The 23,177-nt window shown below is 61.2% G+C and carries 20 protein-coding genes; all 20 read right to left on the reverse strand.

Annotated elements, in window-relative coordinates; all coding sequences use genetic code 11:
* Positions 1–126: 126 nt before the first annotated feature.
* Entirely contained in the window at positions 127–801 is a 675-nt protein-coding gene (locus tag QMN23_RS17125; protein WP_282003937.1) for a flagellar basal body L-ring protein FlgH, read from the reverse strand.
* Between the two features lie 18 nt (positions 802–819).
* Positions 820–1,536: a flagellar basal body P-ring formation chaperone FlgA gene (gene flgA, locus QMN23_RS17130; protein WP_282000542.1), complete on the reverse strand. Its 717-nt coding sequence runs from the start codon at positions 1,534–1,536 to the stop codon at positions 820–822.
* Between the two features lie 57 nt (positions 1,537–1,593).
* Positions 1,594–2,382: a flagellar basal-body rod protein FlgG gene (flgG, locus tag QMN23_RS17135; RefSeq protein ID WP_282000543.1), complete on the reverse strand. Its 789-nt coding sequence runs from the start codon at positions 2,380–2,382 to the stop codon at positions 1,594–1,596.
* Between the two features lie 114 nt (positions 2,383–2,496).
* Entirely contained in the window at positions 2,497–3,228 is a 732-nt protein-coding gene (flgF, locus tag QMN23_RS17140; RefSeq protein ID WP_282000544.1) for a flagellar basal-body rod protein FlgF, read from the reverse strand.
* 15 nt (positions 3,229–3,243) lie between these two features.
* Positions 3,244–3,996 carry a FliA/WhiG family RNA polymerase sigma factor gene (locus QMN23_RS17145; protein ID WP_282000545.1) on the reverse strand — a complete coding sequence of 251 codons (753 nt, stop codon included), beginning with the start codon at positions 3,994–3,996 and terminating at the stop codon, positions 3,244–3,246.
* Positions 3,993–4,919: a MinD/ParA family protein gene (locus QMN23_RS17150; protein ID WP_282000546.1), complete on the reverse strand. Its 927-nt coding sequence runs from the start codon at positions 4,917–4,919 to the stop codon at positions 3,993–3,995. The genes QMN23_RS17145 and QMN23_RS17150 overlap by 4 nt, the downstream gene beginning before the upstream one ends.
* Positions 4,916–6,301, reverse strand: a complete 1,386-nt coding sequence (flhF, locus tag QMN23_RS17155; RefSeq protein ID WP_282000547.1) for a flagellar biosynthesis protein FlhF — start codon at positions 6,299–6,301, stop codon at positions 4,916–4,918. The genes QMN23_RS17150 and flhF overlap by 4 nt, the downstream gene beginning before the upstream one ends.
* Positions 6,291–8,378 carry a flagellar biosynthesis protein FlhA gene (gene flhA, locus QMN23_RS17160; protein ID WP_282000548.1) on the reverse strand — a complete coding sequence of 696 codons (2,088 nt, stop codon included), beginning with the start codon at positions 8,376–8,378 and terminating at the stop codon, positions 6,291–6,293. The genes flhF and flhA overlap by 11 nt, the downstream gene beginning before the upstream one ends.
* A 325-nt stretch (positions 8,379–8,703) precedes the next feature.
* Positions 8,704–10,116 (reverse strand): NADPH-dependent glutamate synthase, encoded by a 1,413-nt coding sequence (gene gltA / locus QMN23_RS17165; protein ID WP_282000549.1) that lies wholly within the window; start codon positions 10,114–10,116, stop codon positions 8,704–8,706.
* Positions 10,113–10,949 carry a sulfide/dihydroorotate dehydrogenase-like FAD/NAD-binding protein gene (locus QMN23_RS17170; RefSeq protein WP_282000550.1) on the reverse strand — a complete coding sequence of 279 codons (837 nt, stop codon included), beginning with the start codon at positions 10,947–10,949 and terminating at the stop codon, positions 10,113–10,115. Before QMN23_RS17170 ends, gltA begins: the two co-directional genes overlap by 4 nt.
* A gap of 163 nt (positions 10,950–11,112) precedes the next feature.
* Entirely contained in the window at positions 11,113–12,795 is a 1,683-nt protein-coding gene (locus QMN23_RS17175; protein ID WP_282000551.1) for a radical SAM protein, read from the reverse strand.
* A 190-nt stretch (positions 12,796–12,985) separates the two neighbouring features.
* The gene (gene ftsZ, locus QMN23_RS17180; protein WP_282000552.1) at positions 12,986–14,140 is read right to left on the reverse strand and encodes a cell division protein FtsZ; all 1,155 of its coding nucleotides are present in this window, start codon (positions 14,138–14,140) and stop codon (positions 12,986–12,988) included.
* A 42-nt stretch (positions 14,141–14,182) separates the two neighbouring features.
* Positions 14,183–15,418, reverse strand: a complete 1,236-nt coding sequence (gene ftsA, locus QMN23_RS17185; protein WP_282000553.1) for a cell division protein FtsA — start codon at positions 15,416–15,418, stop codon at positions 14,183–14,185.
* 14 nt (positions 15,419–15,432) lie between these two features.
* Complete coding sequence (locus QMN23_RS17190) at positions 15,433–16,263, reverse strand: cell division protein FtsQ/DivIB (RefSeq protein ID WP_282000554.1); 831 nt, start codon at positions 16,261–16,263, stop codon at positions 15,433–15,435.
* A gap of 42 nt (positions 16,264–16,305) precedes the next feature.
* Entirely contained in the window at positions 16,306–17,232 is a 927-nt protein-coding gene (locus QMN23_RS17195; RefSeq protein WP_282000555.1) for a D-alanine--D-alanine ligase, read from the reverse strand.
* A 40-nt stretch (positions 17,233–17,272) separates the two neighbouring features.
* On the reverse strand, positions 17,273–18,175 hold the full coding sequence (gene murB, locus QMN23_RS17200) for a UDP-N-acetylmuramate dehydrogenase (RefSeq protein ID WP_282000556.1): 903 nt from the start codon (positions 18,173–18,175) through the stop codon (positions 17,273–17,275).
* Complete coding sequence (gene murC, locus QMN23_RS17205) at positions 18,172–19,554, reverse strand: UDP-N-acetylmuramate--L-alanine ligase (RefSeq protein WP_282000557.1); 1,383 nt, start codon at positions 19,552–19,554, stop codon at positions 18,172–18,174. Before murC ends, murB begins: the two co-directional genes overlap by 4 nt.
* A 72-nt stretch (positions 19,555–19,626) precedes the next feature.
* Positions 19,627–20,715, reverse strand: coding sequence for an undecaprenyldiphospho-muramoylpentapeptide beta-N-acetylglucosaminyltransferase (gene murG, locus QMN23_RS17210; protein WP_282000558.1), 1,089 nt, complete (start codon positions 20,713–20,715; stop codon positions 19,627–19,629).
* The gene (gene ftsW, locus QMN23_RS17215; RefSeq protein ID WP_282000559.1) at positions 20,712–21,821 is read right to left on the reverse strand and encodes a putative lipid II flippase FtsW; all 1,110 of its coding nucleotides are present in this window, start codon (positions 21,819–21,821) and stop codon (positions 20,712–20,714) included. The genes murG and ftsW overlap by 4 nt, the downstream gene beginning before the upstream one ends.
* Positions 21,818–23,176 (reverse strand): UDP-N-acetylmuramoyl-L-alanine--D-glutamate ligase, encoded by a 1,359-nt coding sequence (gene murD, locus QMN23_RS17220; protein ID WP_282000560.1) that lies wholly within the window; start codon positions 23,174–23,176, stop codon positions 21,818–21,820. The genes ftsW and murD overlap by 4 nt, the downstream gene beginning before the upstream one ends.
* Position 23,177 lies beyond the last annotated feature (1 nt).

Below are 23,177 nucleotides of genomic sequence, written 5' to 3' on the forward strand. Positions count from 1 at the left end.
AACCGTTGCCAGGGCAAGAATGCAATCGTCGCACAAGGCCAAGGCAAGCGGACATTCCCGGCAGTACGCCGGCCGAGCAAATGCCACAGCGCAACGGCAGGATTGCGCCGAAAGCACGCTCCCTTCTCAGAAGGGCCAGATATAATCCAGGAAGTTCATCAGCCACCCCGGCCGCTGGCGATCGCTGATCACCCCTTTGCCGGTATAGGTAATCCGGGCATCGGCAATCAAGCTCGAACTTACCGTGTTGTCCTGGGAGATATCCCGGGGCCGTACCGTCCCTTCGAGGATGATGATCTGGTCCTCGTTGTTGACCTTGACATTGCGCCGCCCCTCGATCAGGAAGTTGCCGTTGGGCAGGACGTCAACCACCTTGGCGCTCATGGTGGCGGTGAGATTTTCCTTCCTGGTGGTCGCGCCGCTGCCGTTATAGGTTGAAGCAGTGCTGGCATTCAGCAGATTGCTCAAGTCCATCCAGTTCTTGATGCCGGTCATGTTGGTTTCCAACCCGAGAAGATTCGGCACCCCGGCAGAGACACTGGCTTTCCGCTCGGTATCGGTCGTCGCTTCCTTGCTGGCGCTTGCCTGCTCGACGATGACCACAGTCAGGATGTCTCCTTTGCGGCGGGCTTTGTTGTCCTCGGTGTAACCCGCCGAAGAAGCCTGCCAGATGGAGCCGTTGGCATAACTCGGCTGCGGTGCCGGTAGCTGCTCGTCGAAGGAAGGAGTTTTGACTTCCGCCTTCTCAATGGCACAGCCCGCCAGGGCAAGACAGAATATTGACACCACCAATCGTTTCACTGACGTTTTCCCCATGGCCTAAAAATCCACCTGAACCGTGCCGGTATCAACGACCCGTGCCGGGAACTCCTTGTGGGAGCCAAGATTCTGGACCATCACGATGTCTCCCTCACCGCCGTTGCCCCGGGCCCGACCGGTGGCAGTGAGCCGGATGAACTGGTTTTCGGCGATGATGGTCACCAGTTGCCCGGTTTTGACCAAGGGCACCTTCTCCAGATACTCGCTCCGCAACGGCGTGTTGGCGCGAATCGGCGTACGTGCCCGCAGCCCCAGCACCTCGGTGACATTCGCATAGAATTTGCCGCTGGTGGCCGACACCTCACGTTTCTGCAACACCACGTCGCCCGCGCCGATGACGTCGCCCCGGTCGAGGGCTCGCAGCGAAACCACCATCGCACCATAGGCATCGACATCCACATTGACCGGGATGTTCTTTTCCACCTGATCATTAACCCGCACGATCAGCGCCAGGTTCGCCCGCCCCCATCCCTCCCACTGATCGGGAGCGAGCACATCGTACGTGACCGTCCCCGCCGGGAGTTTGAGGTCGTTATTCAGGCTGATCCGTTTGATACTGGTCTCCAGCCCGAGGCTGGCGGTTTTCTGGTGGACGAAATCGGTGATCACCTGTTGCAGCTTTGCCCGAGGAATCACCTGGGACGCCTGTTCGGCAAAGGCGGCACCAGCCGCGAACAACAGCGTCATGACCATAACGAGCGCGATGTGACGTTTCATCACCTTCTCCATCGGAAGCTCACACCTCCGTCTCCAACCTGTTTTGCCTGTGAACCGTTACCGCTTGAGGTTGTTGGCCTGCTGCAGCATTTCGTCGGCGGCCTGAACAGCCTTGGAATTGATCTCGTAGGCCCGCTGCCCGACGATCATATTCACCATCTCTTCCATCACGCTGACGTTACTCATTTCAAGAAAGCCCTGGGAGAGCGTGCCGATGCCGTTCTGGCCGGGAGTACCGGTAGTCGCGTTGCCCGAAGAGGCAGATTCCTGGTAGAGATTGCGACCCATGGCGCTCAGGCCGGACGGATTGGAAAAGGTGGCCAGCTGGATGTTCCCGATATTGGTCGGCGTCGTCTGGCCGGCCTGCATCACCGCCACGGTACCGTCGTTGCCGATACTGATCGAAGTAGCGTTGCTCGGCACGACGATTTCCGGAATCAGCGGATAGCCGTCGGAGGTTACCACCCGCCCCTGGTCGTCACGTTTGAAGGCCCCGGCCCGGGAATACGCTGTAGAACCGTCGGGCATCTGGATTTGGAAAAAACCGTCCCCCTCGATGGCCATATCGAGCTCGTTGCCAGTCTGAGTGATATTCCCTTCGGTGAAAATCTTGGTCACCGCCGCCGCCTTGGCACCCAAACCGATCTGGATACCGCTTGGCACCTGGGTAGTGTTGGTCGACGGCGCGCCGGTGGTCTTCATGTTCTGGTACATGAGATCCTGAAAATCCGCCCGACTCTTCTTGAACCCCGCGGTGTTGACGTTGGCCAGGTTGTTCGAGACAACATCAATGTTGAGCTGCTGAGCCTGCATCCCTGAGGCCGCTGTCCACAGTGCGCGAATCATCCTTTTGTTCCTCCTTTGTCGGGCTCTTTGGCCCGTGGGGGCGGCTTGCAATACCGCCCGTCTTCCTCATGTCGTTAGCGGGCAGGCTGTCAGTTCGCCGGACCGCGATTGTTGCTACAGTTTGCCGATCTGGTTGTTCGCCTTGTCGGCCATGCTGTCATAGGTATTCACCACTTTGGAGCAAAACTCGAAATAACGGTTCGTTTCGATTAGTTGCACCATTTCCTCGACGGCATTGACGTTGGATTCCTCCAGATAGCCCTGGCGAACTCGGTCACCCTGAACCGGCTGCGGAGTGGTCTGGGGATTGGTCGGTACGAACAAGGCGCTCCCCATCTTTTGCATGGCGTACGGTTTGGGAAAATCGACGACGTCGAGTTTACCGACCTGGCTGCCGTCGACAAATATTTCACCGGTCCCCTTGACCTCGACCTGACCACCGGCAATGGTGATCGGGCCCCCGCCGAGTACTTCGTAGCCATCGGCAGTAACCAGCTTGCCGGTCGAATCGAGGTGGAAGTTTCCCTGGCGGGTATAGGCCCGCCCTTGGGGGGTATTGATGACAAAAAACCCGTCGCCGTCGATGGCCAGGTCGAAGGTATTGCCGCTCTGTTTGACCGGGCCGGTTGAATAATCGGTATAAAAGCTGGTTTCGGCGTATACCGGCGCATCGCTTTGCACTCCTGCCGGCGGCTGGCCGCCCGCCGCCTGGAGGATGCTCTCGAAGGTCAGCCGGTCCTTCTTGAAGCCGGCAGTATTGGCGTTGGCAAGGTTGTTGGTCAGCACGTCAAGCCGCTTCATTGCGGCGATATTGCCGGAAAGTGCCGAATAGATGCCACTGTTCATGGTCGCTCCTGTCGTCTAGCGCATGTTTTTCATCTTCGCCCGCAACCGGACGATTGCCTGACTGTGCAACTGGGAGATCCGCGATTCGCTCAGTTCGAGCACCGCCCCGATCTCCTTGAGGTTGAGCTCTTCGTAGTAATAGAGGGTGATTACCAGCCGCTCCTTTTCCGGGAGCGTTTCGATCGACTCGGCGAGCGATTCGAGCATCTGCCGCGCCATCAGCTGGCTCTGGGGGTTCTCGATTCCCGTATCCTCGAGGATGTCCAGCAAACCGAAGGGGCTGCCGTCTTCATCCTCCCATGAGTCGTCAAGACTGACGAAGGAGAGAATGTGGATCTCCTCCAGCATCTGGAAATATTCGTCGACGCTGATCTTCAATGCCGCCGCAACTTCCTCGCTGGTCGGATTCCTGCCGAGCCGGTGCTCAAGCAGGGAGAACTCCTTCTCAAGCTTTTTGAACTTCTCCCGTAACGACCGGGTAAGCCAGTCTTGCGAGCGAAGCTCGTCAATGATCGTCCCCCTGATCCGCTGCTCGGCAAAGGTCTTAAACTGAACCCCCCGCGACGGATCGAAACGCTCGGCCGCGGTAATCAGGCCGATCACCGCGGCGCTCATCAGGTCCTCCTGATCGAGGTGCGGCGGCAGTTGCGAGGCGATCCGGGTGACGAGAAACTTGACGAGCGGAAGATGGGAGACTATCAATTCGTCCCGGGTCTGGGCAGCGGATCTTTGAGCTTCCTGCTCATACGCCTTCACTAGACAGTTCATACATTCTCCGTTCCAACGCCGAGGAATCGCCGAAAGAAGAATTGGACGTTCCCCTTGAGCTTGCGGTCGCCGCTGTTTTCCAGAATCCGCCGGGCCAGGGTATTGAAGCAGGAGGAGGCCGGCGCCTCCGGATACAGCTCAAGGACCGGCTTCTGAATCTTTACCGCCTCGACGACGCTGTCGTCTTTCAACACACAGCCGAGGTAGTCAAGAGAGATGTCAAGAAACCGGCTTGTCACGTTCGACAGTTTGGCAAAAACCTGGAGCGCATCGTCCGTATCCCGCGCCATATTGACGAGCACCTTGAAATATCGTTCGGCATAGCGCGTCGCCAGGAGCTTGATCAAGGCGTAGACGTCGGTGATGGAGGTTGGCTCGGGGGTAACCACGACGACTATTTCCTGGGAAGCGGTGTTGAAGTAAGTGACATTTTCCGAGATACCGGCTTCGGTATCGACGATCAACAGATCGAACTCCTCTTCCAGAGCATCGAGTTCATCCATGATCTTTACCCGCTCCTGCAGCCCGAGGGTGGTAAATTCCGGCATCCCCGAACCGGCGGGAATGATCTTGATCCCGTCCGGCCCTTCGACGACAATCTCGTCGAGCCGCCGCTTTCCAGCAAAGACGTCGTTGAGATTGTAGTCGGGCGTTATCCCCAGGAGCACGTCGATATTGCCGAGCCCCAGGTCGGCGTCGATGACCAGGACCTTTTGCCCCCGCTGAGCGAGAGCGAGGGCAAGATTGACAACAACGTTGCTCTTGCCGACTCCGCCCTTGCCGCTGGTCACGGAAATCACCCTGATCCCCTTGGCTTCTTTTCCATCCGTGGCAAGTACCGTGGCCTTGCGCTGCTTTTTCACGGTGGTAGCCAGCTGACGAAGGCTGTCAGCCTGGTCCCCGGTCGTCGTCATGACGCTCATTGCTTGCTGTCCCCCAGAACGAGTCCGGCCAGCCGGCCGGATGTTGCGATTTCCAGATCTTCGGGCACCCGCTGGCCCGTGGTGAAATATGAGAGCGGGAATTTGGTCCGCAGATGGGCATTGACAATACAGCCGTAGCTTTCGCTTTCGTCGAGCTTGGTGAAGATGACCCGGCTGATCGGCAGGATACCGAAACGCTCGACGATTTCCTGAAGCTCACGGTCCCGCGTCGTCGCCGCCAGGCAGAGATGGATCTCGATGGCGAATTTCGATTCCAGGAACGATTTCAGCTCCTCGATCTTCTCCATATCCTTCGGACTCCGGCCGGCAGTATCGATGAGGATCAGTTCCTTGTCGCCGTGCAGTTCGATGGCCGCCTCCAGTTCCGCCGGCGTTGCCGCCACTTCAATCGGTACCCCCATGATGCGCGAGTAGGTTTTGAGCTGTTCGACGGCACCGACCCTGAAATTATCGATCGTGATCAGGGCGGCCCGATGCCCTTCACGCAGAGCATAGAGCGCTGCCAGCTTGGCAACGGTAGTGGTTTTTCCGACTCCGGTGGGACCCACCAGGGCAATGATCCGCGGGCCGTTTTTCTTCAGCGCCAACGGTCCGCCACACTTGATGACACTCTTGAAGGCCTGGGGAAGAAATGACCGGATCGACTCAATCGTCCCCTCTTTTTTTGTTTCCGGCTTCAGCTGCTCGATGACGGCGCGGATGGCGCTCCGCTCCAGACCTTTGCGATGCAGCTCGTTCACCACCGAGCGAAGAGCCTTTTTGACCCCGTTAAGCACCTTGGTGCCCTCATTTTCAACAGAGGCCTCCACCGGGGCAGTCTCTTTTCGTTCGACGCTGGCAGCCTCAGGGGGAGCTGACTCCGCCGTCTCGCTTCCTTCCTTGGCCGCCAGGGTCTTGAAGAGCAATTTTTTCATCTCTTCAAGATCTTGGCGCTGGATCGTCTTCGGCGCAAAATCCCGCGGCTGATCCTTGGCCACCGGCGGCATGGCGGCAACCGGTTCCGGCCGGCTCTGTTCCTGAATCTGAGCCTTAGCCTGGGCCGCCTCTTTACGGGACATCTGCTCGACCCGATCCCGGAGATCTTTCAATTCCCGGGCGAGCGGTGCCAACATCGAGCTTTCCAGCATCTCCTTGGCGGAAAGCTGCTGTTCCTGGGCCTCCCGGTAGGGGTTGGGCGTCGGCTGCCGCGGTTTGACCTCAAGAGCCGCCGTCACCTGAATGACTGGTTTGCCGAAGAAACCGAAGAAACCTCCCCGCCGCTCCTTGCGCGAAGAGATAATCATGGCATCGGGACCAAGTTCCGCCTTGATCTGTTTCAGGGCTTCCGACATATCCACCGCTTCGAACGTTTTAACCAACATTGAGCGTTACCACCCCTAACGATTGGATTTTGATGTTGGACGGAATCTCGTTGTGCGACAAAACCGCCAGATTGGGGACGAACCGTTCGGCAAGCTTCTTCACATGGCGTCGGATCGAGGGGGAGGCAAGCAGCACCGGGTGGGTCCCGTACTGGTTGAATTTCTCCATCTCCTGGCGGATACCGGTCAGGATCAACTGGGCGGTGTTCGGCTCAATCGCCAGATAGCTCCCCTGATCCGATGGCTGGACTGCTTCGGCAATGACTTCCTCCACCCGGCGATCGAGACTGATCATGCAGAGCGTGTCGTCATCGCGTTTGTACTGGTCGACGATATAGCGGCCAAGCGACTGACGGACAAACTCGGTCAACATGTCGGGGTCCTTGGTCAGCCCCCCGTAATCGGCCAGTGTTTCCATGATCGTCCGCAGGTCACGGATCGAAACCCCCTCGCGAAGGAGGTTCTTGATCACCCGCAGCACGGTACCGAGGTTGAGCAGGTTCGGCACCAGTTCCTCAACCACCTTCGGGAAGCTGGAAGCCAGGTTGTCGAGCAGCTGCTGCAGCTCCTGCCGACCAACCATCTCATGGGAATGCTTCTTGATCAGCTCGCTGATGTGAGTGGCGATGATGGTAGTGCTGTCGACCACTGTATAGCCGTACAGCTGGGCCTGTTCCTTCATCTCGGGTCTGATCCACAACGCCGGCAGGCCAAAGACCGGTTCGGTGGTCCGGACGCCGTCAACGCTGCCGCTGACCGCCCCGGAATCCATCGCCAGGTACTGGCCGGCAAGCTCCCCGCCACCGACCTTGGCGCCGCGGATCAGGATGTTGTATTCATTGGGTTTGAGCTGCAGGTTGTCGTGGATATGGATCGGCGGCACCACGAAGCCCATCTTCTGGGCGAACTGGCGCCGGATCGATCTGATCCGCTCCAAGAGTTCCCCCTCCTGGGCCGCATCCACCATCGGCACCAGTCCGTAGCCGACTTCCAGTTCGAGCATGTCGAGGGGACGGATCGCCGCCGCCTGATCACCGGCCTCGCCGGCTTCCTGAGGCGCCGGCAACGCCAACTCTTCGTCCATCACCTGGGCATTTTCCCTGGCCATTCGTCCCCCCATGTAGGCAGCGCCGGAGAGGAGGAAGAAGGCAAAGTGGGGCAGGCCGGGAATCAGGCCGAAAGCGAACAGCACCCCGGCCGAAACATAGAAGGCCTTCGGGTAATTGAGGAACTGGCCGGTTATTTCGTGACCGAAGTTCTTCTCATCGGCCGAGCGGGTGACGATGATGCCGGCCGCGGTAGAGATGATGATTGCCGGAATCTGGGCCACCAGCCCTTCGCCGATGGTCAGCAGCGTATAGTTGGAAAGCGCCGTTTCCAGCGGCATACCATTCTGCCAGACGCCGATGATGAAGCCGCCGATGATGTTGACCAGCATGATCAGGATGCCGGCAATGGCATCGCCGCGGACGAACTTGCTGGCACCGTCCATGGAGCCGTAGAAATCGGCTTCCCGGGAAACCCGCGACCGGCGGCGGCGGGCCTCCTTCTCGTTGATCAGTCCCGAGGAAAGGTCGGCGTCGATCGCCATCTGTTTCCCCGGCATGGCGTCGAGGGTGAAGCGGGCGGCGACTTCGGCAACCCGGCCAGCACCCTTGGTGATAACCACGAAGTTAATGATCACCAGGATCAGAAAGATGACCGCCCCAACCACATAATTGCCGCCGACGACAAACTGGCCGAATGCCCGGATGACGTGCCCAGCGGCATCGGTCCCTTCGTTGCCGTGGAGCAGGATCAGCCGGGTCGAGGCGATGTTCAGTGCCAGGCGATAGAGGGTGGTAACCAGGAGCACCGACGGAAACACCGAAAAGTCAAGCGGCTGCTGGGTGTAGAGGGCGACAAGCAGAATCGCCAGTGCGACGGTAATGTTGCCGGCCAGGAAGACATCGAGCAGCACCGCTGGCAACGGCACGATCATCAGTGCCAGGACGCCGATCAGCGCCACGGCCATATAGATATCGGCATTGCTCTTTTGGGGTTGCAGCTCGATCGCTTCCACCGCCGGGTTCGACATCAGGCAAATCTCCTCAATAATTCGACTACTTCCATCACGCACAGCTATTTGTGCAACCGGTGTGCCAGCCTGGAATGGTTCGGCATGCGGAGTAGCGGGCAAACGCTGCAGCATTTTCTTGAAAAAGGGGCTAAAGATTTTCTCCCCCTTACCGAAAAGAGCTAATAAGCTAACGCGAAGACGGCATTTTGAAACCTATTGGTCAATGTTTTGACTTCGCTGTCAGCCCTTTGCAATCATCTTGAAACCGGCTTCCCGCATAAAAAAAGCCGCCCTCCACATGGAGCGCGGCTTTTTTTATCGACGAATGAGCCTTCCGCCCAAGCTAAGGGGAGGCCAGGTAATCGTCAATGGCGGCGGCAGCACGCTTGCCGTCCCCCATGGCCAGGATCACCGTCGCCCCGCCCCGCACGATATCACCACCGGCATACACCCCAGTCAGGTTCGTTGCCCCCTGTTCATCGCTAAGGATATTGCCCCACCGGGTGAGTCCCAGCTCCGGGGCGCTGGCGGTCAATAGCGGGTTGGCCCGGGTACCGATAGCATTGATCACCACGTCGACCGGCAGGTCAAAGAAGGCCCCAGCAACCGCCACCGGGCGGCAGCGCCCTGAAGCGTCGGGGGCACCCAACTCCATCCGCTGGCAGCGAAGCGACGCTACCCACCCTTTGCCGTCTTCGCCGATGGCCAGCGGGGCGGTCAGCATCAGGAATTCCACCCCCTCTTCCTTGGCGTGCTTGATCTCTTCAAGCCGAGCCGGCATCTCCGCCTCGCTCCGCCGATAAATAATCATCGCCCGCTCGGCGCCAAGCCGGCGCGCTGTCCGGACGCAATCCATGGCGGTATTGCCGCCGCCGATCACCGCCACGTGCCGGCCGATGACAATCGGTGTCGTTGCGGCGCTATCACGGCCAGCCCCCATCAGATTCACCCGGGTTAGATACTCGTTGGCCGAATACACCCCCTTGAAATTTTCGCCAGGGATATCGAGCATCATCGGCAGGCCGGCGCCATTGGCAACGAACACCGCATCATATTCGGCCCGCAACTGCTCGAGGGTCAGAGTCTTGCCGACGATCACATTGCATTCAATCCTGACGCCCAAGGCCTGAAGTTCGGCCACTTCGGCATCGATGATCGTCTTCGGCAGCCGGAATTCCGGGATGCCGTAGCGCAGCACCCCACCGGTATCGTGCAGCGCCTCGAAAATGGTCACCTGGTGGCCTTTACGGGCAAGTTCGCCGGCAGCGGTCAAGCCGGCGGGACCGCATCCCACCACCGCCACTGCCCGCCCGGCGGACGACGAATTGGCATCGACCGGCGACCGTTCTCCATGCTCCAGCGCCCAGTCGGCAACAAAGCGCTCAAGATAGCCGATAGCAACCGCTTCCCCCTTGATACCCCGGACACACTGTGCCTCGCACTGGGACTCCTGCGGGCAGACCCGGCCGCAGACAGCCGGCAAAGCGTTATCCCGTCGGAGAATAGCAGCAGCGCCCGGCAAATCATTCTCGGCCAGTGCACCGATGAACTCGGGAATCGCCACCTCCACTGGACATCCCTGCACGCACGGCCGGCTCTTGCACTGAATGCAGCGCTGGGCTTCGCGTAACGCCTCCTCCAGGCGTAACCCCCGGTTCACTTCAGCAAAACCGGCCCGGCGCAGTTCTGGGTCAAGCTCCGCCATTTTCACCCGCGGAATGGCCAACTGCTCTTTGACACTCAAGGGAGCGGTCATGCGGCCTCCTTTCCCGCCAACCGGCAGCGGTGGGCCGCTTCCATCTCCCGGTAGGTGGCCAGCCGGTCGCTCAGGGTGTCAAAATCCACCCGATGTCCGTCAAACTCCGGACCATCGACACAGGCGAACTTCGCTTCACCGTCGACTACCACCCGGCAGCCGCCACACATGCCAGTGCCGTCGATCATGACCGGGTTGAGGCTGACTACCGTTTCGATCCCGGCGGGTCGGGTCAACGCCGCCACCGCCTTCATCATCGGCACCGGACCGACCGCAAAAACCGCCCCCGGCCGGCGGGCCGGATCGGCAATCATTTCCGCCAGAGGCGCAGTGACAAACCCCTGCCGGCCCAGCGAGCCATCTTCGGTGGTGATTACCAGTTCCTGGGAGAAGACTGCCAGTTCGTCCCGCAGAATGATATAGGGCGCCGCCCGCCCGCCGATGAGCGTGACCACTTCGTTGCCAGCCGCGGCTAGGGCCTTGGCCAGGGGGTAGAGTACCGCCGTCCCGACACCACCGCCGACACAGGCAACCCGACCCCATTGGCCGATATGGGTCGGCACCCCGAGGGGCCCGGCCACGTCGCGCAGCGCCCCTCCGGCCGGAATCGCCACGATCCGGCCGGTCGAGTAACCGACCGCCTGCACGAACAGGGTGATCGTCCCGGCGACCGGATCGGCATCGCCAATGGTCAGCGGAATCCGTTCTTCCCCCGCTGCCGCCCTGACGATGACGAACTGGCCGGCCTGCCGTGCCGCCGCCACCCGAGGCGCTCGCACCACCAGCCGATGCAGCTGGGGGGCGAGAATTTCATTTTCCAGGATTTCAAACATACTGCACACCTTCCTTTCGGAGAATTCACGGAGAAAGCTCCATTGATCTCTCCACGGAGGCATCGTAACAAAGGGGGGAAAGACGGCGCAAGCTTGTATACCAGAAGGCGGCGACGCGCACGGGGACGGTTCAATGGTGACGACAGTTCGGGAATGTGGCTATTCAGGCAGGGGACGACGGGTCGGGAAAGGCCTTCCGGTATTCCCTGACGAGACGGTCGTGGTCAACGCCGGCAATGAAGTCCCAGGGGAGCGGCTCGTCGAGGGGGATGGTCCGTTCAACGAAGCCGTTGAGATCCAGCGGGAATTCCCGGGCCGCCCGTTTCCAGCTGCCGAGTTCTGCCGCCCGGCAGAGGAAGTCGGCCAGGCGGCGATCCCCCCTGGAGAGGAGCGCCTGGAGCCAGGCGTCCTTCGGGCTCTCCGCCAGCAGTCGGACGTTGGAGAGTTTGCCCGTCGCCTGGTGGAGATATTTGAGCTTCCGCTCCAGAGACGGGACCGGCTCCATGCCGCACCACTGGAACGGGGTGAAGGGTTTGGGAACGAACGGATTGACCGAGAGCACGATCTCGCCGAGCCGCTTGTTCTTCCGTGCCGCCTCGATCACCCGATGACGGATCTTTGCCACTAGCCCGGCCAGTTCCTCGAGATCGGCCATCGCTTCGCCCGGGAGGCCGATAATGAAGTAGAGCTTCAAATTGAGGATATCGTGACCGATCAAGAGATCGCAGGCGGCCAGGATCTGCTCTTCGGTCAGGTTCTTGTTGATCAGGTCGCGCAGCCGCTGGCTCCCCCCCTCCGGTGCCAGTGCGACGGTCTTGTGGCCGCTCGCCTTGAGCATCTCGATCATCTCGCCGTCGAGCCGATCGACCCGGAGTGAAGAAACCGACACCTTCCCCCCCTCGGCAAGGATTCGCCGGCAGAGGGCACCGATCTCCCGGTAATCGGAAACCGCCGCCCCGACGAGACCGATCTTCTGCCGGTGCTGCAGACCAGCCGTCGCCGCCTCCTCGAGCGCCGCGAGAGACCGCTGCCGGTAGGGAAGATAGATGAAGCCGGCGGCGCAGAAGCGGCAACCGCGCGGGCAACCCCGGGAAACCTCGACCAGGTACATGTCGGAAAATTCCGTATCGGGGGTAAGGACTTCCGACACCGTCGGCCGCCGATCCGGCTCTGCCAGGAAACAGCGGTCGACCTCGACCGGGCAGCCGTCGCGCCGGCTGCGGTCGGCGAGCCGAAAACCATCGTAGCTGATGTTATAGGCCGCCGGGATATAGCAGCCGGGTAGCCGCCCGGCTGCGGTCAGCAGCTCGTGGCGGTCCATTCCCTGCTGCCGCAGCAGTTCGAAGAGCGGCGGGAAGATCGTCTCGGCTTCGCCCAGGCAGATCAGATCGAGGAAGTCGGCCACCGGTTCCGGATTGAGAAACAGCGCCGCCCCCCCGGCGATGACCAGCGGCTGGCTGGCGCCCCGCTCGCTGCTCCGTGCCGGGATGCCGGCCAGGGAGAAGATCAGCGGCAGGTGGAGATAGTCGCTTTCAAAGGAGACGGAAAAGGCGATCAGATCGAAGGAGGAGAGCGGCTGCTGCGACTCGAGGGAGAGGAGCGGCGTCCCTCCCTTCCGGTATTCCCGCAATTCGTCGGCATCGGGAAGAAAGGCCCGCTCGCAGAGGATGTCGGGCTCGGCATTGAACAGCGCGTAAACCGTCTGGAAGCCGAGATTGCTCATCGCCACCGGGTAGCGGTTCGGGTAGACGAGACAGACGGTCAGTTTACCGCCGCGGCGTTTCGGGACCGCCCCCTGCTCCCGGGCGAGCAGCTGCCGGTATTTTTCGACGATTTTCCACGACATGGGGAAAACGTATCATGATCGGGCTGTTTCAGGGAAGGGAAAAGGCAACCGGACCGGCGGCACGGAACGAGGTTCACGGCCGGGGTGAGGAAAAAAAGACCCGGCCCCCCGGGAGGGGGTAAGAGGGAGGCCGGGCAATGAAAGCATGCACAGGGGGTCCGGTCCGCGGAGAACCGGACGGGTCGTTTCGTTAGTCGACAGACTTCCGCAGGAAGGTCGGGATATCGTACTGATCCTCTTCATCGGCAAAGAACGCCTTCTGTCGCGACACCCCTGTTTCCCGCTGCTGCCGCTCGCGGATAAAGGTCGGTACTTCCAGCTTCGGCTCCTGGCGGGCGGCAATGGCGGTCACGCTTTTCATCTCCTGCCGGCCTTTTTCGAGGTCGAACCGGTCGCCGAAGCCGGTGGCGATGGCGGTAATCTTGATGTTGTCGCCGAGGGATTCGTCAATCACCAGACCGACGATGATATTGGCATCCTCGTGGACCTTCTCGTGAATGATCCGGCTGGCGGCATCAAATTCATCCATGGTCATCGAGGACGAACCGGAGATATTGACCAGCACCCCTTTGGCGCCGGAGATATCGATCTCTTCGAGGAGCGGGCTCGAAATGGCCTTGGTCGCCGCCTCAACGGCCCGGTTGTCGCCGTTGGCCATGCCGATCCCCATCATCGCCATGCCGCGTTCGCTCATGATCGCCTTGACATCGGCGAAGTCGACGTTGATGAGGCCGCTGGTGGTGATCAGGTCGGAAATCCCCTGTACCGCCTGGCGCAGCACATCGTCGGACGGCTTGAACGCATCGAGGATCGACATGCTCTTGCCGGCCAGCCCGAGCAGCCGGTCGTTCGGAATGACGATCAGCGAATCGACATGCTTCTTCAGCTCGCGAATCCCCTCTTCGGCCTTGGCGAGGCGCTGTTTCCCTTCGCGGCTGAACGGCTTAGTCACCACGCCGACCGTCAGGGCGCCCACTTCCTTGGCCGCTTCGGCGATCACCGGCGCGGCGCCGGTACCAGTACCGCCCCCCATACCGGCGGCAATGAAGATCATGTCCGCACCCTTGAGCATTTCGGTCAACTGCTCCCGGTCTTCGAGGGCTGCCTCACGGCCGCGGTTCGGGTCGGCGCCGGCCCCCAGCCCCTTGGTCAGCTGCCGGCCGATCTGGAGCTTGGTCGGCGACTGGGAGTTCCGCAGCGCCTGGACGTCGGTGTTGGCGACGATGAAATCGACGCCGTGAATCTGGCAGTCGATCATGGTGTTGACCGCGTTGCCGCCGCTCCCCCCAACCCCGATGACCTTGATCTTGGCAACCTGCTCAATGCTTTCGTCAAATTCGAACATACCCTACCCCCTTTTGGTTATCTGCAGCCGATGCATTGTAAGTTAGAAAAATTCGCCGAACCATTCCTTCATCCGCCGCGTCACCCGACGGAACATGTTCTCGTCGGTCTGCGCCGTCGGAAACTCGCGGATGCCGATATTCTTGCTCCCGTAGACCACCAACCCCACCCCGGTGGCATAGACGGGGGAATTGACCACGTCGACGATCCCGCCGATCTGCTGCGGCAGCCCACGCCGCACCGGCAGGTTGAAGACCTGCTCGGCCAGTTCCGGCATCCCTTCGAGGATGGTGGTACCGCCGGTGATCACCACCCCGGAGGCAATCAGATCCTCGAAACCGGACTTGACGATCTCCCGGTTAACCAGGGTGAAGATCTCCTCGACCCGCGGCTCGAGAATCTCGGCCAGCAGCTGGCGGGAAAGGACCCGCGGCTTGCGGCCGCCGACGCTCGGCACCTCGATCGTTTCGTCCTTGCCGACGATGGAGGTCAGACAGCAGCCATATTTCTGCTTGATCTTCTCCGCCTCGGCCATCGGCGTCCGCAAGCCGACGGCAATATCGTTGGTCAGGTGATTGCCGCCGAGGGAAAGCACCGCCGTATGCTTGATGGCGCCATCGACAAAGATGGCGATGTCGGTGGTCCCGCCGCCGATATCGACCAGCGCCACCCCCAGCTCTTTCTCGTCGGCCGAGAGGACCGATTCGGAGGAAGCCAGCTGTTCGAGAACGATGTCGGCGACGTCGAGCCCGGCTCGATTGCAGGCTTTGACAATGTTCTGGGCACTGGCCACAGCGCCGGTGACGATGTGCACCTTCGCTTCGAGCCGCACCCCGCTCATGCCGAGCGGCTCGCGGATGCCGTCCTGATCGTCGATGATGAATTCCTGGGGGAGGATGTGAATCACTTCGCGATCCATCGGGATGGCAATCGCCTTGGCGGCATCGATCACCCGCTTTACGTCGTCGGAGGTCACCTCCCGGTTCTTGATGGCGATCACCCCCTGGGAGTTGAACCCCTTGATGTGCCCGCCGGCAATCCCGGCGTAGACCGAGCGAATCTCGCAGCCGGCCATCAGTTCCGCCTCTTCGATCGCCTTCTTGATGGAGGCTACGGTGCTCTCGATATTGATCACCACCCCCTTGCGCATGCCGCGCGACGGGCTGGTGCCGATCCCGACGATGTCGATGCCGTCCTCGGTGACATTGCCGACGATTGCACAAATCTTGGTGGTGCCGATGTCGAGCCCTACGATTAGATTGTCTCTTCTTGCGGACATGCTCCCCCCTCCGTTTATCCCTTTTTCACAATGATCTTGTCATGGTAGTCGAGGTCGATATATTCCACCGCCGCCAAGGCTCCCTGGAGATCGCCGTAGATCTTGGCAAAACGGGCCAGTTTCTCTTCGAAGCCGTCATTTCCCAGCCGGACCGGCACGCCACCGGCAGCGGTGAAGAGCGTGAACCCGAACCCCTTGTCGGTATGAATCTCCGATACATCCGCCAAATTGAACGCCTTGCCGTTCCTGAGCAGATCCATCAATGCTGCCGCCGCGGTAAGGGTCTGCTTCGTGCCGGCCGGATCCCGGGCCAGATCGTCCTCGCTGACACCGGTAATGACCGGAAAGTTGAGGCTGTCCCCCTGCGTCAGCGGTTTGAACACTTCCCCTTGGGCGTCCATGTAATAGAGCAGCCCCAGGTTGACGATCGCTACCGGCTGGCGCTCCACCACCTCGATGGCCAGCGTGTGGGGGAAATAGCGCCGGACATTGACCTGTTTGACCCAGGGATTCTTTGCCAGCTGCTCGCCGATCCGGCGCAGCTGCAGCCCGAGCATCGGATCGCCGGCCCGGACCCCGGCCTCGGTGATGACTTCGTTCCGGCTCAGACGATGGAGCGGCGACACCTCGACGGTCTCCAGTTTCAGGAAGGTAGTCCGGGAAACGAGGCGGTATGCCTCGTAGCCGATGCCACCGACGGCCGCCACCCCCAGCACGCCACAGACTGCCCGACTGGCCCAGGTGACGAATGGCCGCCAGTTGATCGGCTTCCGTTCCTGCTTGACCCGGTTCTTGTTCCGGGATGGTGCTGGTGCCAGCCGTGTTTTGACGTGGAGATCGCGCATTGTTTCCATAAGGGCGCCGAGGACGCCCGGTTTTGAATTGCCCTAGCTGTTAATTTTCAGCGCCGCCGACAGCAGAATCCGTTCCACCAGTTCCTCGAAGCCGATTCCTGCCCCCTGAGCGATCTCGGGAAGCAGGCTGAGCGCCGTCATCCCCGGCAGGGTATTGACTTCCAGGACATAACACTCGCCCGCAGCGGTAACCAGCAGATCGACCCGGCTGTATCCGGCGCACCCCAGCGCCCGGTGGGCGATCAGGCCGGTTTCGAGAGCATGGCGATAGACGTCAGCCGGTAGCCGCGCCGGCAGAATATGTTCGGCCATTCCGGCCGTATACTTGGCCTCGAAATCGTAAAATTCATTCTTGGGTACGATCTCGATGGCGCCAAGCGCCTCTTCGCCGAGGATGCCGACCTGAACCTCCTGCCCCTTGATGAACTGTTCCACCAGGATCTCGGCGTCGTAGCGGAAGGCCAATTCCAGGGCGGCGGCCAGCCCGTCGGCAGCCCGCACTATACTGATCCCGACCGACGATCCTTCCTGGGACGGCTTCACCACCAGCGGGAAGTCGAACCCGAGCGGACCGATCTCATCCCCGCGCCGCAGCACCCGGTAGGGGGCCACGGTCAGCCCGCTCGCGACGAATGCCTGTTTAGCAAAAATTTTGTTCATTGCCAGGGCGCTGGCGAGAATCCCCGACCCGGTGTAGGGAATTCCCATCATCTCCAGCACTCCCTGGACCGAGCCATCCTCGCCATAGCGGCCGTGCAGGGCGACGAAGACGACCTCCACCCCTTCCCGGGCCAGTACCTGCGGCAGATCGCGGTTCACATCGATGGCAATCGCGTCATATCCCCGAGCCAGCAGGGCCTTGTGCACCGCGGCACCGCTGGCCAGCGACACTTCGCGCTCCGCCGACAGCCCGCCGTAAAGGACTCCAATTTTCTTCGTTTTTATCGCTTCGCCGATCATTGCCACTCCGAAGGCACGTCTTTGCGGGCCAATTGCCGGCTCACTCCTCGCCGACGACTTGCACCTCTGGTTCAAGAGCTATGCCCATTTTTAGCAATACTTCATCTTTTATCCGGGTCATCAACTGCAGGAAATCGGTGGCCGTCGCCCCGCCGCGATTCACCAGGAAATTGGCATGAACTTCCGACACCTGCGCTCCGCCGATGCTAAGGCCCCGCAATCCGGCACCATCGATCAACCGCCAAGCCGCTTCGCCCGGCGGGTTCTTAAAAAACGACCCGGCATTGGGGAAGCCCACTTTCTGGCTCGCTTCCCGTTGCGCCCGGCAGGTGGCAATGCGCGCGCCGATCTCAGCGGCAACACCGTGTTCCAGCTGAAACTGCGCTTCGACGACAATTTCTCCCGCCGCTAGCCCCAGGGACCGGTAGCCGTAGGCCAGCTCGTCACGCCCCCGCACGGTGCGGACACCAGCCCGGATGGTGGTCAGCTCGGCCACCCGCTCCAAGGTTGCCCCGCCATGGGCACCGGCATTCATCCTGAGCGCACCGCCGACGGTACCGGGAATGCCGGATAGGAATTCGAGCCCCGTCAGTTCGTGGTCGGCGGCGAATTTACTCAACCGGGCCGTGGTCACCCCAGCGGCGACCCTGATTCGTCCAGCCCCGGCAAGCGCCAGTTCCTGCAGGCGGGCCAGCGAGATGACTACCCCGCGGATGCCGCCGTCCCGGACCAGCAGATTGAACCCGCCGCCTACGACCAAGTACGGGATGCCATTGGCGGCGAGCACGGAGAGTAACGTCTCCAGGTCGGTCAGGTCGGCAGGAACCGCGAAGGCGTCGGCCGGCCCGCCAACCTGCAGCGAGGTATGACGCGCCATCGGCTCGGCGGCAAGCAGCGTACCGCGCAGCACCTGCCGGAGTTCCTCCAGCTGTTCGGTTTTCAATGAGCGTCCTGCAGCTTTTGTAACAGGCTTTCGCCAACCTGCCAGATATTACCGGCACCAAGAGTCAGGACGATATCGCCCGGCTGCACCACCTGCAGCAGGTGGTCTGCCAGGGTTTCCCGATCGGCAACGTAGCTGACTTCCTTCTGCCCGTGTTTACGAATCTCTTCGGCCAGCAGTTCGGCGGAAACGCCGGGAATCGGCTCCTCGCCGGCCGGGTAGATATCGGTCAACAGCAGCAGATCGGCGTCGTAGAAACATTTGACGAAATCGCCAAACAGTTCCTTGGTCCGGCTGAAGCGATGGGGCTGAAACGCCACCACCAGCCGCCGCTCCGGCCAGCCGTTCTTGCCGGCTGCCAGCGTAGCGCGAATCTCGGCCGGGTGGTGACCGTAATCGTCCACCACCATGATGTCGTTCACCTCGCCCTTGACCTGGAATCGCCGGCCGACGCCGCCGAAGCGGGCAAATCCTTCCTGAATGGTGGCAAAGGGGATGTCCAGTTCCATGGCGACGGCAATGCAGGCCAGGGCATTGAGGACGTTGTGGGCGCCGGGCATCCGGAATTCGATCTCCCCCATCCGGTATCCCTTGTAATGGGCGACGAACGACGTCGTCCCGCCGGCCAGGCGAATATGGGTCGCCCGAATATCCGCCTGGGAGGAGAGGCCATAGGTGACGAACCGTTTCTTTACCCGCGGGATGATATCGGCAATGTTGCGGTCTTCGAGACAGAGCACCGCCAGGCCGTAGAAGGGGATCTTGTTGATGAAATCGACGAAGGTGCTCTTGATCTCTTCGATCCCTCCCCGGTAGAAGTCGAGGTGATCGGCATCGATATTGGTGACCACCGCAATGGTCGGCGACAGCTTGAGGAACGAGCCGTCGGACTCGTCCGCTTCGGCAACGAGGAATTGCCCCTGGCCAAGCTTGGCGTTAGTACCGAGGGTATTCAGCTTGCCGCCAACGACGATGGTCGGGTCGATCCCCCCGTGGGTAAGGACGGTGGCAACCATCGACGTGGTAGTAGTTTTGCCATGGGTACCGGCAATGGCGATCCCGTACTTCATCCGCATCAGCTCCGCCAGCATTTCGGCCCGCGGAATCACCGGAATCATCCGCCGCTTGGCCTCGACCACCTCCGGATTGTCGTCGTGAACAGCGGTCGAGGTGACCACCACGTCGACGTCCGACAGGTTTTCCCGAGCGTGGCCGTAGCGGATATCCCCGCCGAGGGCGGTCAGCCGCTCGGTAATATCGGATTTCCGCAGGTCGGAGCCGGACACCTTGTAGCCGAGATTGAGCAGCACCTCGGCGATGCCGCTCATGCCGATACCGCCGATACCGACAAAATGAATTCGTTCGATTTTTCCGTACATGATACCTTCTCTTCACGGGGCCGACTCAGGCCCCTGATTCGCTCAACGAGCAATGGACGGTCAGCTGTCCTTTTATGGTTGCGCCACTTTCAGCATCTCATCGACGATCAACTGTGCCGCATCCAGCCGGGCAAGATTCCGGGCGGCCGCGCCGACCGCTTCGAGGCGGATCGGGTCATCCATCAAGCCGATGATCACCTGTGCCAGTCTAGCTGCAGTCAGTTCATGCTCGGTCAACATGTAACCGGCTCCACCCTTCAACAGGGCCTCCGCATTCCGTCGCTGGTGATCGTCCACCGCGTGGGGAAACGGAATGAAGATGCATGCCTTGCCGCAGGCGGTCACTTCGGCGATCGTCGTCGCGCCTGCCCGGCAGACGATCAGGTCAGCCCAGCGGTAGGCATCGGCCATCGAATCGATGAACGGCACCACTTCTGCGACAAAACCCTGCTGCTCGTAAGCCCGGCGCGTCACTTCGAGATCATTCTCCCCAGTCTGGTGAACGATCTTCAGTCGATCCCTGAACGGCGCGAGTGTTTCGAGCGTCTCGGCCATCGTTACGTTGATCCGGTGCGCCCCGGAGCTTCCGCCGAAGACCAGCAGATGAAACCGATCGTTTTCACGGTGAGGGATGCCGTTTTCGATCACCTGGTCGAGAATCTGCCGCCGGAGCGGGTTGCCGGTGAGAAGGGTCTTCTCCGCCGGGAAGAAGCTCCGCGACTCCTCGAGGGAAATGAAGATCCGTTCCGCCACCTTGCCGAGCATCCGGTTGGTGAAACCGGGGATGGCATTCTGCTCGTGGATGAACCGCGGCAGCTGCATCCCCCGGGCGGCCAGCAAAGCCGGCGCCGAGGCATAGCCACCGACCCCGAGCACCAGGTCCGGCTGGAACTCCCGGAGAATCTTCCGCGATTGGGCATAGCCGTAGAGGAGCATCGCCACCCCTTTGGCCCGTGCAATGTTCCCTTTGCCGCGGATGCCGGCCGAGGTGATGCATTCGAGGCGATAGCCGAGCTTGGGCAGGATCTTCGCTTCGATCCCTCGCCAGGTGCCGATGAAGAGGACCTCGTTCCCCCGCTGCCGGCCCAGGAATTCCTCGGCCACGGCAATCCCGGGGAAGAGATGGCCTCCCGTGCCACCGCCGGCAATCAATAATTTCATGGCGTACCCCGCATCCGGCTCGAAATATTCAATAGTACCCCCACGGCGAACAGCGTCACGATCAGCGAACTCCCGCCGTAACTGATAAATGGAAGCGCCAGCCCTTTAGTTGGCAGCAGCCCGGTGACGACCCCCATGTTGACGAAGGCCTGGATTCCCAGCAGAGTGGCGATTCCCAAGGCGAGAAAGCGGCCGAAGGTATCATCCGCCATCTGGGCGACTCGGATGCTGCGCAGGATCAGCAGCAAGAACATCGCGGCGATGACCGTAACCCCGATCAGCCCCAGCTCTTCGCCGACCACCGACAGGATAAAGTCGGTATGCGCCTCCGGCAGATAGAACAATTTCTGTTTCCCCTCGCCGAGCCCCTGGCCGAGGACGCCACCGTTGCCGAAAGCGAGCCACGACTGGATGATCTGGAAGCCGCTGTCGGTCGGGTCCTGCCACGGGTCGAGAAATGCCTTGATCCGTCGCATCCTGTACGATTCGGTCATGACGGTATAACAGATGAACGGCACCGCCAGCACACCCATGCCGAGGATGTAACGCGGCCGAGTGCCGGCGACGAACAGCATGATCAGTGCCACCACTCCCATCGTCAGCGCCGCCCCCAGGTCGTGCTGTTTGAGCAGCAGCGCCAGCAGGATCGCCAAGAGAACCATGTACGGCGCAAAGCCGGTGGAAAAGAATTTGACCTTTTCCTGCTTCTTGTCGAGAGAGTAGGCCATATAGATGATCAGCGCGATTTTGGCCAGCTCAGACGGCTGGAAGTTGAACCCCGGCAGCCGGATCCAGCGGGAGGCTCCCTTGGCAGCGCCGCCGATGCCGGGAATGAAGACCAGCACCAGCATCACCAGGCAGCACAGGAGAAGCGGCACTGCACACTTGCGCCACTTCCGGTAGTCGATCCGCATCGCCGCCACCATCACCCCGAAACCGAGCAGGGCATACACGCCCTGCCGCTTGAGGAAATAAAACCCGTCGTGAAATTTTTTGGTTGCCATCACCGAGGAGGCCGAATAGACCATCACCACTCCGAAGCAGGTGAGGGCCACCGCCATCAGCAGGATCACCAGGTCGTAGCGTTCGATCTCCTTGACGTTCATCGTCCCGACCTCCCGACTAAGGCGCGGACGGCGGCCTTGAACCGCTCGGCCCGCTCGGCATAGTCACGAAACATGTCGAAACTGGAGCAGGCCGGGGAGAACAGGACCACCCCGCCCGGCGCGGCGAGTTGCGCCGCCAGCGTCACCGCTTCTTCCAGAGTGGTGCACTGGCGGGTATCGGTGAGCTGGCCCAGTTCACGAGCCATCCGTTCCTTCGCCTCGCCGATCAGGATCAGGTGCTCCACCCGCTCCCGCACGAGCGGTTCGAGCGGAGCATAGGAGCCCCCTTTGTCCTTGCCGCCGGCAATGAGGGTGATCGCCGTGAAACTGGCCAGCGCCTTCTCCACACTGCCGACATTGGTCGCTTTGCTGTCCTCGTAGTAACGGACTCCATCCAACTCCCGGACGAATTCCATCCGGTGGGGAAGCCCGACAAACCCTTCTACCGCCGCCAGGGCCCGTTGGGCATCGCAGCCGAGCAGCAGCGCCGTGGCCAACGCTGCCATGATGTTGTCGAGATTATGCACACCCGGCAGCTTGAAGCTAGCCGTCGGGAAACGCTCTTCCCGGCCGGCGTGACGGAAAACGATAGTGCCGTCCCGGTGGAAGATTCCTGCGGCAAACTCCCGCTGCTGGCTCATCGGGAAAACGGCAGCCTTGAGCCCGCCGGCCAGGGAAGCGACCAGCGGGTCGTCGAGGTTGAGGATGGCATAGTCGCCGGCGTCCTGGTTCTCGAAGATCCGCATCTTGGCGGCAATGTACTCGTCAAAGGTGGCATAGCGGTCGAGGTGGTCTTCGGTGAGATTGAGTAGCACCGCCACCCGGGGATGGAACTCTCTGATCCACTCCAGCTGGAACGAGCTGATCTCCACCACTACCCGCTCCGCCGCTTCGCCGCTCTCCACCAGCTCGATGAGCGGGTTGCCGATATTGCCGCCGACAAAGGTCCGGAAGCCGCAGCCACGGAAGATCTCGCCGGTGAGCGTGGTAGTTGTCGTCTTGCCGTTGGTGCCGGTGATCGCCGCCAACGGCGCCACAATGAAGCGGGCGGCCAATTCGATCTCGGTGATTACCTCGCGCCCGGCGCGGCGGGCGGCCAAGAGATACGGGCTGTCCTGCGGCACCCCCGGGCTGACCACCACCAGCTCGGCAGCAGCGAAATCTGCCTCGTCGTGCCGGCCCAGGACATAGTCGACGGCTAGGCCGGCCAGTTCGTCGAGGGCAGCAGCCAGTGTCTCCGCCGACCGCAGGTCGGTAACCGTCACCCGGGCGCCGCTGCGCGCCAGAAAGCGGGTGACCGCGATACCGGTCCGGGCCAGGCCAACTACCAGGATATGTTTGTCGACAAGCTTCATA

This window comes from Geotalea uraniireducens (assembly GCF_027943965.1).
Classification (GTDB): Bacteria; Desulfobacterota; Desulfuromonadia; order Geobacterales; family Geobacteraceae; genus Geobacter; species Geobacter uraniireducens.